The following is a 14,484-nucleotide window of genomic DNA, read 5'->3' as shown; positions in this document are numbered from 1 at the left end:
GCTGACGGATTTCCGTCAGCTATTTTTTTACCACGGGAGATATTTCTTCCACCAACCCGTCTTTTTCTTCTCTTCACTAACCTTTTCGAATTCTTCTTTATCATCAACGTGATCCATACAATATTCAGTTGGCTCTGTACCTTTTGCGAAGTACATTTTCACAGAAATGGGACAATTTTTTGTAGCAATCTTACCGTTTTCAGGGTTAACGTCGACAGCAACAACATCTGTTGGTTGTTTGAACTCTTTTTTAGGCTGTCCATCTAATCCTTTTTCCATTGTATCGGTCCATATTTTTTTCGCGTATCCTTGTTCTGCTACGTTTGAAATGGATTTAGGTTGATCGTATCCAATCCAAACCCCTGTTACAAGTTGTGGGGTAAATCCAATCATCCAACTATCAGTTTCTGTAGAACCAGATTTCCCGGCATATGTTCTTGATAGTTTTGATAACATCGATTGACCGGTCACAGCGGCATAACTGCTTAGTTTTTTATTAAACATACCTGCCATCATTTCTTCCATCACAAAGGCTTTGCTTTTATCTAGAACTTGTTTACTTTCTAAATGAGCGTCGTATAGCATATTTCCTTCATGATCAACGATGCGCCTTATAAAGATTGGTTTTACTTCTTTTCCGCCGTTTGCAAACATGCTATAAGCATTGACCATTTCAATTGGTTTTACAGGGGATGTGCCGAGAGCAAGAGACGGAACATCTTTTAATGCGCTAGTAATACCGAATTGCTTCGCTGTTTTTGTAAGAATGTCTTCGCCTAAAAATAAATTCGTCTTCACAGCATATACGTTATCAGAAACGGCGAGTGCTTGTGCCATTGTCACAAAATCGTCTGCATAATAGTTTTTATAATTTTTCGGTTTATATTTGGAAACACCGTCACCTAAAGTGAATACAGTGTATTCGCTTTTTAAGCGCGTAGCAGGGGTAAATCCTCGTTCTAAGGCTGCATAATATAGGAATGGCTTAAATGTAGAGCCGGGCTGGCGAGCAGCTTGTGTAGCTCTGTTAAATTGACTCTTATTATAATCAGTTCCACCAACAAGGGCAGCCACTTCACCCGTTGTTGGATTCATAGAGACGAGGGCAGTTTGGATGTTTGTTGTTTCAGGTATATGATTTTTTACAGCTTGCTCTGCTACAGATTGTAATTTAGGGTCTAGCGTTGTATAAATACGCAAGCCACCTCGCTGTAAGGCTTGCTCATCTAATCCGATATCACGAAGAAGAGAAGCTTGTACAGCATCTTGGAAATAAGGTGCAATTTCTGCAACTTTTTTCGTATCCAATGAGGCAAAAGTAAGTGTTTCTTTTTTTGCTGAGGCAGCTTGCTGTTTTGTAATATACCCTTGTTCTACCATTTCATTTAGTATGAGAGATTGACGCCCTTTGGCACGCTCTTCTTTTAAAAAGGGAGAGTAGAAACTAGGTCCTTTCGGAATGCCTGCGAGCATACTAGCTTCTGCTAATGTTAATTCTTTTGCAGTTTTATCGAAATACAGGCGGGAAGCAGCTTCAATTCCGTAAGCACCATGCCCGTAATAAATTGTATTTAAATACCCTTCTAAAATATGATTTTTATTATAGTTCACTTCAAGACGAACGGTATACATTGCTTCTAATAGTTTACGCTTCCACGTTTTATCATGATCTAAGTATAGGTTACGAGCATACTGTTGTGTGATAGTACTAGCACCTTGTACTTTTGCCATTGCTTTTAAATCGGCAACAATAGCACCAGCAATGCGCTTCATATCAAAGCCATGATGTTTGTAGAATCGTTGATCTTCAATAGATAGTGTCGCCCCTGTTACATAAGGAGAAATTTCATCGAGAGATACATTATAGCGTTTTTGCATTTCATTACTTTGTCCTATAACAGTGTCATCATTAGCGTAAAAGACACTCGTTTGCGGAACCGCAACAGGGGGAGGTCCCATAATTTTTGCAGCTACAATGATAATAAAAAAGGAAAAAACGAAAAAAAGAACACAAGAAAACATTACGGTGAAGAAAAGACGTTTATATTTTTTAAGTTTTGGATTCATAGTTTGATCCATCTTTTTCAGCCCCTCATTAATACAAGCATTATTGTATTAGTATTGAGGGTTTTCGTTTATTTTAAACAATGAAATTTCCAAAATAAAAAGAGCCCCTTCATTTAAGAAAGGAGCTCAAAAGCACGCGCTGGCCAATCGGTAATAATAACATCTACGCCGTAATCAATCATAGTTTGTAAATCTTTATATTCATTAATGGTATAAGGACGAAAAACGTATCCTTGCCCCTGTGCTAATTGGACAAACTCTTTCGTTAATAATTGAAAGTTTGGATGTAATCCAGTTGCCCCACGTTTTTTTGCTTCAGCAATAGGATCTGCAAGTGGTGTGTCGTACAAAATCGCTCTTGGAATTTCTGGAGCAATTTCTGCTAATAATGAAACGGAATCGTGGTTAAATGATGAAAATGCAATTTGATTGGATAGATGATATTCACGAACGAGAGCGACGACCTTTTCTTCAATAGTTGGATAGTGAATAACATCTGTTTTTAATTCAATGTTAAGTTGTAAATTTGTTGTAGAGAGCCAAATAAATACTTCTCGTAACGTTGGGATTTTTGCCTCATGGAAAGAAGGGTCTTTATGGCTACCAGCATCTAAAATTTGTAATTCTTCTACAGTTTTCTCAGAAACAAGTCCCACGCCATTTGTTGTACGGTCCACTGTTTCATCATGAATAACAACTAGTTCACCGTCTTTTGATAGATGAACATCAAGTTCAATTCCGTGAGCACCAATGCGTTCAGCCTCTTGGAAGGCAATCATCGTATTTTCTGGGTGTGTTCCTTTTACCCCGCGATGAGCGAAAATAAGTGGTTTATTCATGTGGAAATCTCCTTATCATCTCTTTTCTTTCATTATGAAACTGCTTTGAGAAAAATACAATTCATATGACAAACATTTACAAAAGTATAATAATTGCACAAAAGTTAACGTTAACGTAAAATGTAATAATCCGGTGAAGGGAGGAATACACATGTATAAAATTGATGAAGTAACAAAGCAAGTCGGTTTAACAAAGCGTACACTTCGTTATTATGAGGAAATTGGTTTAATTCATCCCCCAGAACGCAGTGAAGGGAATATTCGCCTGTATACAGACGAGGACATTGCAAGAATTAAAAGGATTGTGGAAGCGAAAGAAGTGCTAGGAATTACGCTTCAAGAAATGCAACATTTCTTATCGTTAAAAGAAAGAATGGAACAAAGAAGAAATAGTGAGAATCCGCGTGACCGTGAAGTGATTCAAGAAATTAAAGAGATGCTTGAAGAACAAGTGCAAACGTTAGACGAGAAAATGGAGCAAATGCAGCGCGTGAGGGCAGAGCTAGAGGATAGTTTAAGCCGTGCAGTTACATTTTTAGAGAATACAAAAGGAGAGTAATCAAAATGGAGAGCAAACAAAAATTAGGGAGATTGATTACAGTGGTGGCTACCTTCCTTGCCTTTTCAGGTATAGGAGTAGTCGACCCAATTTTACCAAGCATTGCTGAACAAATTGGTGCTTCGCATTGGCAAGTCGAGATGTTATTTACAGCATATATTTTAACGATGGCAATTATGATGTTACCAGCTGGAATATTTGCATCAAGATTTGGTGATAAACGAATGATGACGATCGGTCTTGCGATTGTAACTGTGTTTGCATTTATATGTGGTATATCGCAAACGATTGCTCAATTATCTCTTTTCCGTGCAGGATGGGGATTAGGAAATGCGATGTTTTTTGCTACAGCAATGACACTTTTAATAGCATTAAGTAAAGAAGTTCATGAAGCAGTAGGATTATATGAAGCAGCTATCGGTTTAGGGATGGCAGGTGGCCCATTGTTAGGTGGTATATTAGGTGGACATTCTTGGCGTTACCCATTTTTCGCAACGAGTATTTTAATTTTCTTAGCATTTATTTTAGTATTCTTTTTTGTAAAAGAACCGGAGCGAGAAGTGAAGCGTAAAGCAGCAGGCGTAGGTGAATTACTTAACCTGGTGAAGTATAAACCGTTTATGCAAGGTGCCATTTCAGGAATGTTATACTACTACGGATTTTTCGTCGTGTTAGCATATTCACCACTGATTATGCATTTATCTGCTATTCAATTAGGATTTGTATTTTGCGGATGGGGATTAGCATTAGCTTACGGTTCAGCAATTTTAGCGCATAAGCTAGAAGGTAAATATGAACCAAAAACATTGTTAAAAGGTAGTTTACTCGTATTTGCGATTTTCTTAATTGCACTATTCTTCGTTAAAATCATGTGGTTACAAATCGTGTTAATCGTTCTATCTGGATTAGCATCAGGATTAAATAATGCGTTATTTACAAGTTATGTAATGGATATTTCACCTTATGAAAGATCTGTTACATCAGGTGTTTATAACTTCGTTCGTTGGTTAGGAGGCGCGATTGCTCCAATTTTATCAGGAGTTATCGGTCATACAGTTTCGCCGCAAAGCCCGTTTTTAGTCGGTGGAATTGTTGTATTAGTTGGTTGCGTTATGATCTTAATTCCGATTCGTAAACCGGTAGAAATAGAGACAAAAGCCCTTTCTTAAGAAAGGGTTTTCTTTCCTATTACAGAGCAAACCTTTTTCGCATATATGTTAGAACCCTCTGACTAAAATATATTTTCGGTATTTTTGTACTTTTAACTATACTTTTTGGATGTTTTGTTTTATTTTTGTTAGGGGACATTAATGATGTCCCTATTATAAATTTGCAGCGAAAGGCGTGATTGTACGATGGAACTATGGTTCACTGAAAAACAAACAAAGCATTTTGGAATTACGGCGCGTATTAACCGCACATTACATACGGAGCAAACAGAATTCCAAAAACTTGATATGGTTGAAACGGAAGAGTTCGGAAACATGCTTATTTTAGACGGCATGGTTATGACAACAGAAAAGGACGAGTTCGTTTATCATGAAATGGTAGCGCACGTACCTTTATTTACACATCCAAACCCTGAAAACGTATTAGTTGTTGGCGGAGGCGATGGTGGTGTTATTCGTGAAGTGTTAAAACACCCAGGCGTGAAGAAAGCAACTCTTGTTGAAATCGATGGAAAAGTAATTGAGTACTCTAAGCAGTACTTACCATCAATTGCAGGTGCATTAGATAATGAGCGTGTAGAAGTAAAAGTAGGAGACGGTTTCCTACACATCGCAGAAAGCGAAAATGAATATGACGTAATTATGGTAGATTCTACTGAGCCAGTAGGCCCAGCAGTAAACCTATTTACAAAAGGCTTCTACGCTGGAATCTCTAAAGCGTTAAAAGAAGATGGTATTTTCGTTGCACAAACGGACAACCCTTGGTTCACACCAGAACTAATTACAACTGTGTTTAAAGACGTAAAAGAGATCTTCCCAATTACTCGTTTATACACAGCAAACATTCCGACGTATCCAAGTGGACTTTGGACGTTCACAATCGGATCTAAAAAACATGATCCATTAGAAGTAAGTGAAGAGCGTTTCCATGAAATCGAAACGAAATACTACACAAAAGAATTACACAATGCAGCATTCGCATTACCGAAATTTGTTGGCGATTTAATTAAGTAAGAGCGTTAAATTGAAATAAATAAAGTGTAAGTAACTCATTTAAGGTGTTTGTCTAGAAGGCTTGAACATGCTAGTTACTTACACTGCTACAAATGAAGTAGTCTTCTTGTAATAAAAAGAAGGCGCAGGTAAATCGAGAAAGAGGAGTTATAGGCTCCAAATTTGAGAAATAATGAAAGGTTGGGATACCTTAATTTCCACACAAGGAGGAAAAGAGTATGCGTTTTGATGAAGCTTATTCAGGTAAAGTATTTATAAAAAGTCATCCAAGTTTTGAAGAGTCAAAGGCGGTTATTTATGGGATGCCTATGGATTGGACAGTAAGTTTTCGTCCAGGATCTCGCTTTGGCCCTGCACGTATTCGTGAAGTATCAATCGGTCTTGAAGAATATAGTCCGTATTTAGATCGTGAACTAGAAGAGGTAAAATATTTTGATGCGGGTGATATCCCATTACCATTTGGGAACCCACAGCGCAGCATAGACATGATTGAAGAATATGTAGCAAAACTTTTAGATGCCGGTAAGTTTCCACTAGGTCTCGGCGGTGAGCACTTAGTGTCTTGGCCAATTTTTAAGGCAATGGCAAAAAAATATCCGGATTTAGCAATCATCCACATGGATGCTCATACTGATTTACGTGAATCGTATGAAGGGGAGCCTTTATCCCACTCTACACCAATTCGTAAAGTGTGTGATTTAATTGGTCCGGAAAACGTATATTCTTTCGGAATTCGTTCTGGAATGAAGGAAGAATTTGAATGGGCGAAAGAAGTAGGTATGAACTTATACAAATTTGACGTATTAGAGCCGTTAAAAGAAGTATTACCGAAACTTGCAGGACGTCCAGTCTATGTCACAATCGACATTGATGTATTAGACCCAGCTCATGCTCCTGGAACAGGAACGTTAGAGGCTGGAGGTATTACATCTAAAGAACTATTAGAGTCCATCGTAGCAATTGCAAATTCAAATATAAAAGTAGTCGGAGCAGACTTAGTAGAAGTAGCTCCAGTCTACGATCATAGTGATCAAACACCAATCGCAGCAAGCAAATTCGTGCGGGAAATGCTGCTCGGTTGGGTGAAATAAAAGCGGAGGCAGCTCGCTCAGAATCGCAGGTCATTGGAACGCTCGACCGAGAAGCGCTTTTGGCTTCGAACGAGAGTGTGAAATGGCCGGAGATTCTAGCTGCTGTAGCTGGATAAAATAAAAGCGGAAGCGGCTCGCTCAGAATGTGAGGGGGATGGAGCTTCAGACGTAGAGGCGTTTTTTGCCTCGAAGGAAGAAGCGAAGCCACCGAGCATTTTAGCCGCTGTAGCTGGATAAAGTAAAAGCCCCTAGACTACCTAGGAGGCTTTTACTTTTGTCGTTATGTGTCGGTAAGTCGATATTCTTTGTCGAATCGCCGATATAATTTTACTTTTTCTTATGCAACCTTCTCTTCCGAAGTGATTCCGCGAATTTCATCAGCAGAACGGATTGGATATTTGCGGAACACAATGGAACCGACGTATCCAACAATAGTGGTAACGATTCCACATAATACGGCAGCAATCGTTACTTTTATTACATCATTAAATCCGAACAATACGAGAAGTCCTGGAATTGGTGATGCTGTCCCTGGTGCATTATTAACGAGCTGGAATAGCGACGTAATAATACCGGCAAGCGCACCGCCAACAAAGTTTGTTGCGTAAATTGGAATTGGATTTGCTGAGACAACATCGGCTTGTGTTAACGGCTCGATTGCCACAGCGATTGTATCTTTCTTTGAACAGATTTTTAGTCGTTTAAAGAAAATGAAGTTCATTGGGGCAGAAGCTGCTACGGCAAGACTACCAATTGCCATTGGTAAACCAGTTAATCCAAGCATTGCAGTTAGTGCCATAGAACTTAGTGGAGATGTAGAAATAACTGTGATTAATCCACCAAGCATAATCCCCATAATGATAGGACTTTCTGTAGTTGCAACTGAAATCATAGAACCGATTTTACCGAGTGTTGCGTTAACGAGTGGATCCATAAGCATGGCCATTCCACGTGAAATTGGTGCGGCAATAAATAGAATTGCTAAAAATTCTACACCAGCTGGTAATTTCTTTTCGAGAAATTTCACGACGAAAGCACAAACATATCCAGCGAAAAATCCTGGTAAAATACCGAACCCACTAGTAGCTATACCGATTAAAACAGCGTATACGGGTGAAACGCCGATTGCTAATGCTACTAAAATCGCCGCTGCGACACCGCTCATACTACCAGAAGCTTCTCCTACTGATTGTAAAAAGTCATTATGAAACATTTCTCCACCTATATAACGGTGAAATGCTTCAATAAGAAAACTTGCGATTGCTGCATTAGCTAAAGCACCCATCGCTTTCATTCCGTAAGGCGCACGGTAACTGAAAAGTGTAAATAGACAAAGTACAACAAGTAATAGTGCTAAACCTTGCAAGATAGCCATTTGAAAACTGTCTCCTTTGATTTTTGTAATAAAAATTTGTATCATTCAATAATAATATAAAAGTTTGTTAAACGGAAAAAATTTTTATTGGGAAATTGCTGTAAGGTGAAAAACTCTTACAATAATGTAAGGAAAGTGTAAGGCATTTCGATAGAGTATAGTATGCTTTTTTTCGTATAATACAGGTATAGACATACGGTTAGTGAGAAAGCAGTGCAAACAGGAGGCGCATTTATGAAATTGGTAATTAAGGTTTTAGCTGTGTTCGCCATTATTTTAGGTGGAACAGCGTATTATTTAAACACGAAAACAGAAGGTGTGCATGCTTTTGTAGACAACTTCTTTTCAAATAAAGAAATACAAGATTATTATGCTGTTATAGATAAAAGTGAGAAAAAAGACGATGAATATTTGTATACATTTAAAGGGTATACAGAAGATGGAAGGCTACAAGTTATTAAAAGAATGGTGAACCGTGAATTGCATACGGGTGCTTTTATAAAAATTTATGCAAAAGGTATGCAGGGAAAAGGGTGGGCTGAAATCCCGAAAGAATCAATCCCGCAAAAAGCGTTGCAAAAAATAGAAAAACCATAAAAGGAGCGAATCGTTCGCTCCTTTTTTAGTGCGTTAAAATGGTGATAGCTGAACTTTTTTTATTAGAAATGATTTTTGCACGTCCGCCAATTGGGAAAGTAAAGATTGGAGTTGTATGTCCGAAACTTGCATTCGCAATAATAGGGATATGTGCAAGTTCAGGCTTTGAAGCAATCATTTCTTGAATGTCCTCTATCATACATTCTGCTCCTTTTTGCATTCTTCCTATAACGATACCTTTTACGTATTCAAAATCAGTTTGCTGCATAAGAGAATGTAAATATCGATCGAAAGTTTTTAGGGTAGCTTTTCCGGTTAAACTATCCTCTTCAAGAAATAAAATTTTGCCCTGTAAGTTAGGCATATATGGTGTACCTTGCAGTAAATTAAATGTGCTCATATTACCACCAATAATATCTCCCGTCGCTTCCCCTTCTTGAATTGAAACATATCCTTCATTTTTAATAAATTCTCGATTTTCTTGATCCATATACCAAGAATCATCACTCCATGTTTCAGCCGGTAATATTTCAATAGACTTATTAGAAGCTAAACATTTTAAAAAGTAATCGGTCGTATAATCGAGCCCTTTTTCCATTCCGAATGAAGAGAAGTGAGGACCTGAATATGTAACTAAGCCTGTTTTTGTGTAAAGTGCGTTATTTAAAGCGGTAATATCAGAATAGCCACAGAAAAACTTCGGATTTTCTCGAATTAAATCGTAATCGAGATGTTTTAATAAACCGTTAGAGTTGTATCCTCCAAGTGTCGTCAAAATTGCTTTTACATTAGGGTCTTTAAATGCTTCATGAAAATCTTGAACGCGTGAAGAAATAGAAGAGGAAGCAAATTGATCTATCTCATCAGCATATTTTGAGAATGTAACGTGAAAGCCCATATCGGTTAATCTTTTTGTGGCAAGCTCTCGGTTCGTATTTGAGACAATACTTAAACTACAAGATGGTGAAATAATCCTTATTTCATCACCTTTTTTTAATTTTGTTGGTAGCATTAGATTCACCTCTTTAAATGAAAAAATATTCAGATTTTAAAAATATTTTAACATACGAAATAAAGAGAAGTTGAATTATTTTTTGAAAAGGAGTTTTCCTGATTTTTCAGCAGACAGACAGAGTCTTTTTTTGATATGATAGGAAAAGTGATTTATTATAAGTAGTATTTAATATCTATAACATTTGAAAGGTGTGCAAGACGTGAAGAAACAACTTGCAGGCTTGCCAGTACACGTTCATTTCGTAACAGAAATCCGTGAAGGGGCGAGGAAGGAAACCGTTGCTTTTGAAGCAAATGGTCAATACTATGTAAAAGGTCAAGGTACATATATAACATTTCAAGAGCCGAACGAACAAGGCGAAGTGAAAACAATTATTAAAATTCAAGATGAACAAGTTCTCATTATGCGTTCAGGTGCTATTTCTATGCGTCAGACGCATGTGAAAGGTGAATGGACAACTGGTACGTATACGAGTGAACTTGGTACGTTTGCATTGCAAACGAAAACTGATAATGTTCTTTTTAAATGGTCGGATGAAAAGAAAAAAGGACAACTCTTCTTAACGTACGCATTGCTTCTAAGTGAACAAGAAGCTGGCAGATATACAATTACAATTAATTTGAAGGAGGCAAAATAATGAATTCTTTAGAACAAGTAAAAGGATTGATTAAAGAAGAAATTCAAGCTGCTGTATTAAAGGCAGAATTAGCAACAGAAGAACAAATTCCAAACGTTGTATTAGAATCTCCAAAAGATAAAACAAATGGTGACTTCTCTACAAATATGGCAATGCAACTTGCACGCGTTGCGAAAAAAGCACCTCGTATGATTGCAGAAGAATTAGTTGCAAACTTCGATAAAGCAAAAGCTTCTATTGAAAAAATTGAAATCGCTGGTCCTGGTTTCATTAACTTCTACATGGATAATAGCTACTTAACAGACTTAATTCCAACAATTGTAAACGCTAGTGAAGCATACGGTGAAACGAATACTGGTAAAGGTGAAAAAGTACAAATTGAGTTCGTATCTGCGAATCCAACAGGCGATCTTCACTTAGGACATGCACGTGGTGCGGCAGTAGGTGACACTTTATGTAACGTATTAGCAAAAGCAGGATACGATGTATCCCGTGAGTACTACATTAATGATGCTGGTAACCAAATTCATAACTTAGCTCTTTCTGTTGAAGCTCGTTACATGCAAGCTTTAGGTTTAGAGAAAGAAATGCCAGAAGACGGTTACCATGGTGCGGACATCATTGGAATCGGTAAACGTTTAGCTGAAGAATTTGGTGATCGTTATGCAAAAGCTGATGCAGAAGAAAGCTATGAATTCTATCGTTCATACGGTTTGAAATATGAGTTAGCAAAACTTCAAAAAGACTTAGAAAGCTTCCGTGTTAACTTCGATGTGTGGTTCTCAGAAACATCATTATACAAAAACGGAAAAATTGATCAGGCTCTTGCTGTATTAAAAGAGCGTGACGAAATCTTTGAAGAAGGCGGAGCAACTTGGTTCCGTTCAATGACTTACGGTGACGATAAAAACCGTGTATTAATTAAAAACGACGGCTCTTACACATACTTAACGCCAGATATCGCTTACCACCGCGATAAATTAGAGCGTGGTTTCGATAAGCTAATCAACATTTGGGGTGCTGACCATCATGGTTACATTCCTCGTATGAAAGCTGCTATTCAAGCGCTTGGTTACGATAAAGACACTCTTGAAGTAGAAATCATTCAAATGGTACAACTGTACCAAAATGGTGAAAAAATGAAGATGAGTAAGCGTACAGGTAAAGCAGTTACACTTCGTGAGCTTATGGAAGAAGTAGGCGTGGACGCAATGCGATACTTCTTCGCAATGCGTAGCGGTGATTCTCATTTAGACTTCGATATGGACTTAGCTGTATCAACATCTAATGAAAACCCAGTATACTATGCACAATATGCTCATGCTCGTGTATGCAGTATCCTTCGTCAAGGTGAAGAGTTAGGATTAGCTACAGGCGGAGACGTGAATTACAAACTTGTTACTTCTGAGAAAGAAGTAGAGTTACTGAAAAAACTTGGTGAATTCCCAGCTGTAGTAGCGGATGCAGCGCAAAAACGTCTGCCACACCGCATTACAAGCTATGCATTTGAATTAGCAGCAGCATTACACAGCTTCTACAATGCAGAAAAAGTATTAAACCAAGATAACTTAGAATTAAGTAGAGCTCGTTACGAATTAATGAAAGCAGTACGCACTACACTTCAAAATGCATTAGCAATCGTAGGAGTATCTGCACCAGAAAAAATGTAATAAAGAAAAGCGGAGCCGACTGTTTAGTCCCGAAGACTAAGGTTCTTTTCCACAGAAGATGCAGTTTATCTTCTCGTGGGGAAGGTTCTTAGACGGAAGGGGCTAGGAGGCAGAGCTAGACATAAAGAAAAGCGGAACCGAGTGTTCGTTTTAAATAAAAAGCAATCACATGATGTTGTGATTGCTTTTTTATGTGGAATAATAAAAAAAATTTATCCAACAAAAGGAGAGTTTGCATCGTCTTATATAAGTGACAGGGGGGTACGATGGAAGAAAAGGTGGAAAGATCGAGTATTGGATTTGTTTCATAAAGAAGGGCCTTGTAAGAGGCCCCTTTTCTATTGAATTGTATAAGTAACAGAAAAACTAACAGGACTATAGTAAACGTAAGGTGCATGAAATTGAACATACATATTTCCATCTGTTTTTGCAGTGAAAATTCTGCCGTAACCATCAGAATAACGCCCAATAAGGTTATGATTTGAGTCATAAACACTGTAACTAGGAGTTTTGCTGTTAGGATGAATTGTTAGTTCTTGTCCTTTTTGAAGGAAAATAGGTTCTTGTTCGGAACTACTTCCAGTTTGCAAAGAATAAAATTTTGTAAAGCTTTGTTCTTGAGCGGCAGCAGCCTTTGTTTCTGGAATAAAAGCGGTAGTTCCAGTAATTCCTGCTAAAGTTAACGCACCTGCTAAAATCATTTTTTTCATAGTAGAAAAAGCCTCCTTATTAGTTGTAATCATTTTTGTTACAGTTAATATTGTATACGATATTACATAGGAGAAAATATGCTTTTATGCATATATGTTTTTTCTCAATAAAAGACCACTGATAAAATCAGTAGTCTTTTAAAGCATTAAGCAGCCTTTTGTTCAGTTTGAGTAACAGGTGTTTGAAGTGTATTATAAACTCCTGTCCCGATAACTTCTAATGCCATTTTCATACGTTCAGGCGAAATGTTTTCTAGCACATTATCTTGGGGTGTATGGTATACCTTTTCAATATGATAGATTAATGGATTCCAACTATCGACGCCCATCCAAATAAATAGTGCAGAAGGAATACCCACTTCAGAAAATGGTACGTGATCACTAGAGCCAAATTTCCCTTGAAGAACGAGATCGTTATTTAATTGTTTACCTGCTTGTAAGGCAGCATCTGTTACAAGGTTTGTTGAGCCATCAGGAGTCATTGCATATAAATTCTTTGCTTTATCATAATTTGTTGCAACCATGTCTGCGTTAAAGACACCTAAAATTCGATCACGTTCTTTTTGGGACAGACTATTAACATAATAATCAGAGCCAAGTAAGCCAGTTTCCTCAGAACCAAAAGCAATAAAACGAATTTCTTTATCAGTTTCTACATTTTGAAAAGCACGAGCCAGTTCTAATACTAATCCTGTACCAGAAGCATTATCATTTGCCCCAGGTGCTCCAACGACACTATCGTAGTGTGAACTTACAACGACGGCCTTTTCATTACCTGTACTATTTTTTGGTTTCTTTTTTGCGATGACATTTAAGGATGTTAAATTAGATTCATGTCTCGCTTTTAGGGAAAGAATTGTTGTCTCTTTTTTAGCAATTTCTTCTTTAAATGCATTTCCTTGAGCATAAGCAAGACCGAAGACAGGGATAGACTGTTTTTTAGTTAAGCGAGGATTGAAAGTTTGTCCATAGTTTCCGCGTCCGCCAATTAAGCTGTATAAAAGAACACCTTTTGCCCCTTTACTAACAGCATTTTCAACTTGTTTATTATAATCTGCTACTGTTGCACCTCTTTCGAATAAAACAATTTTTCTGTTTACCTCATTTGGAATATCGTCCAATTTTGTACCACCTTGAACAAAGATAAGCGGAGCTGTAACAGCTTCTGTAGAAATTAGTGCATTTGGAGCAGCACCAGCTTGCCAATTACGCTTTGTCCCTAATGGTGATTCGATAAATCCAACGTATTGATCCGGCACTTGAAAGGGCTGATACTCTACTCCATATCCCATTGATTTAAGCTTCATACCAATATAGCGAGAAGCCCATTCTTCTGATTTTGTACCACCTGGACGGGGACCGATTGTTTCGGATAAGAAACGGATATGCTCGATGGCGCGGCTTGCATCCACTTGTTTTGTAATAGGTGGAGTCTGTGTAATTTCTGACGTGGAATCAGCTTTTGCTTGTCCGATTGGAGCTAAGCTAACGGCGAGTGATACAGCAAGCAAGGAGCTTACTATTTTTTGTTTCAGTGATTTTCTCATTTTTTCCTCTCCCATTCTTCTATTCTCTCTGACTGACAAAAGAAGACGGATAACGACTTTATACGGCTATTTTTGAGCAGCACTATTGTGGGCTAATAATCAGTGAGGGATGAACAAAAACCTCACTGATTAAAGTTTCGTTTTATTTTACCTTTATATGTATGAATTTTAAATAATTGTATGTTGAGAAATAA

The 14,484-nt window shown here is 37.7% G+C and carries 13 protein-coding genes; 7 read left to right on the top strand and 6 right to left on the bottom strand.

What is annotated here, in order from left to right; translation table 11 throughout:
* Positions 1-27: 27 nt before the first annotated feature.
* Positions 28-2,079: a transglycosylase domain-containing protein gene (locus ACFWDE_RS01910; protein ID WP_002144671.1), complete on the bottom strand. Its 2,052-nt coding sequence runs from the start codon at positions 2,077-2,079 to the stop codon at positions 28-30.
* Positions 2,080-2,180: 101 nt separating this feature from the next.
* The gene (locus ACFWDE_RS01905) at positions 2,181-2,906 is read right to left on the bottom strand and encodes a glycerophosphodiester phosphodiesterase (RefSeq protein WP_377889652.1); all 726 of its coding nucleotides are present in this window, start codon (positions 2,904-2,906) and stop codon (positions 2,181-2,183) included.
* 151 nt (positions 2,907-3,057) lie between these two features.
* Here ACFWDE_RS01905 and ACFWDE_RS01900 point away from each other — a divergent pair, with 151 nt between their 5' ends.
* The 4 genes from ACFWDE_RS01900 to speB all read left to right on the top strand — a co-directional run bounded on the left by ACFWDE_RS01900 (position 3,058) and on the right by speB (position 6,739).
* Complete coding sequence (locus ACFWDE_RS01900) at positions 3,058-3,465, top strand: MerR family transcriptional regulator (RefSeq protein ID WP_002144674.1); 408 nt, start codon at positions 3,058-3,060, stop codon at positions 3,463-3,465.
* Between the two features lie 5 nt (positions 3,466-3,470).
* On the top strand, positions 3,471-4,634 hold the full coding sequence (locus tag ACFWDE_RS01895) for an MFS transporter (RefSeq protein WP_377889649.1): 1,164 nt from the start codon (positions 3,471-3,473) through the stop codon (positions 4,632-4,634).
* A 186-nt stretch (positions 4,635-4,820) separates the two neighbouring features.
* Complete coding sequence (speE, locus tag ACFWDE_RS01890; RefSeq protein WP_377889647.1) at positions 4,821-5,648, top strand: polyamine aminopropyltransferase; 828 nt, start codon at positions 4,821-4,823, stop codon at positions 5,646-5,648.
* Positions 5,649-5,866: 218 nt separating this feature from the next.
* Positions 5,867-6,739, top strand: coding sequence for an agmatinase (gene speB, locus ACFWDE_RS01885; protein ID WP_016106742.1), 873 nt, complete (start codon positions 5,867-5,869; stop codon positions 6,737-6,739).
* A 337-nt stretch (positions 6,740-7,076) separates the two neighbouring features.
* On the opposite strand, the gene ACFWDE_RS01880 is transcribed toward speB, so the two are convergent.
* On the bottom strand, positions 7,077-8,114 hold the full coding sequence (locus ACFWDE_RS01880; protein WP_002144677.1) for a PTS sugar transporter subunit IIC: 1,038 nt from the start codon (positions 8,112-8,114) through the stop codon (positions 7,077-7,079).
* A 234-nt stretch (positions 8,115-8,348) separates the two neighbouring features.
* Here ACFWDE_RS01880 and ACFWDE_RS01875 point away from each other — a divergent pair, with 234 nt between their 5' ends.
* The gene (locus tag ACFWDE_RS01875) at positions 8,349-8,711 is read left to right on the top strand and encodes a YxeA family protein (RefSeq protein WP_377889644.1); all 363 of its coding nucleotides are present in this window, start codon (positions 8,349-8,351) and stop codon (positions 8,709-8,711) included.
* A gap of 25 nt (positions 8,712-8,736) precedes the next feature.
* Here ACFWDE_RS01875 and ACFWDE_RS01870 read toward each other — a convergent pair whose 3' ends face one another.
* Positions 8,737-9,723: a S66 family peptidase gene (locus ACFWDE_RS01870; RefSeq protein ID WP_377889642.1), complete on the bottom strand. Its 987-nt coding sequence runs from the start codon at positions 9,721-9,723 to the stop codon at positions 8,737-8,739.
* A gap of 202 nt (positions 9,724-9,925) precedes the next feature.
* Here ACFWDE_RS01870 and ACFWDE_RS01865 point away from each other — a divergent pair, with 202 nt between their 5' ends.
* Both ACFWDE_RS01865 and argS read left to right on the top strand, forming a co-directional pair.
* Entirely contained in the window at positions 9,926-10,363 is a 438-nt protein-coding gene (locus ACFWDE_RS01865) for a YwiB family protein (RefSeq protein ID WP_000744340.1), read from the top strand.
* Positions 10,363-12,033: an arginine--tRNA ligase gene (gene argS / locus ACFWDE_RS01860; protein ID WP_377889640.1), complete on the top strand. Its 1,671-nt coding sequence runs from the start codon at positions 10,363-10,365 to the stop codon at positions 12,031-12,033. Before ACFWDE_RS01865 ends, argS begins: the two co-directional genes overlap by 1 nt.
* A gap of 338 nt (positions 12,034-12,371) precedes the next feature.
* On the opposite strand, the gene ACFWDE_RS01855 is transcribed toward argS, so the two are convergent.
* Both ACFWDE_RS01855 and ACFWDE_RS01850 read right to left on the bottom strand, forming a co-directional pair.
* On the bottom strand, positions 12,372-12,743 hold the full coding sequence (locus ACFWDE_RS01855; protein ID WP_002144686.1) for a hypothetical protein: 372 nt from the start codon (positions 12,741-12,743) through the stop codon (positions 12,372-12,374).
* Positions 12,744-12,889: 146 nt separating this feature from the next.
* A complete protein-coding gene (locus ACFWDE_RS01850) occupies positions 12,890-14,290 on the bottom strand; it encodes a M28 family metallopeptidase (protein ID WP_377889637.1) in 1,401 nt (466 codons plus the stop codon).
* Positions 14,291-14,484 lie beyond the last annotated feature (194 nt).

Source organism: Bacillus sp. NPDC060175, assembly GCF_042728695.1.
Taxonomy (GTDB): domain Bacteria; phylum Bacillota; class Bacilli; order Bacillales; family Bacillaceae_G; genus Bacillus_A.
Note: the sequence above shows the minus strand (reverse complement) of the source record. Positions and strands in the feature narration are given on the sequence as shown.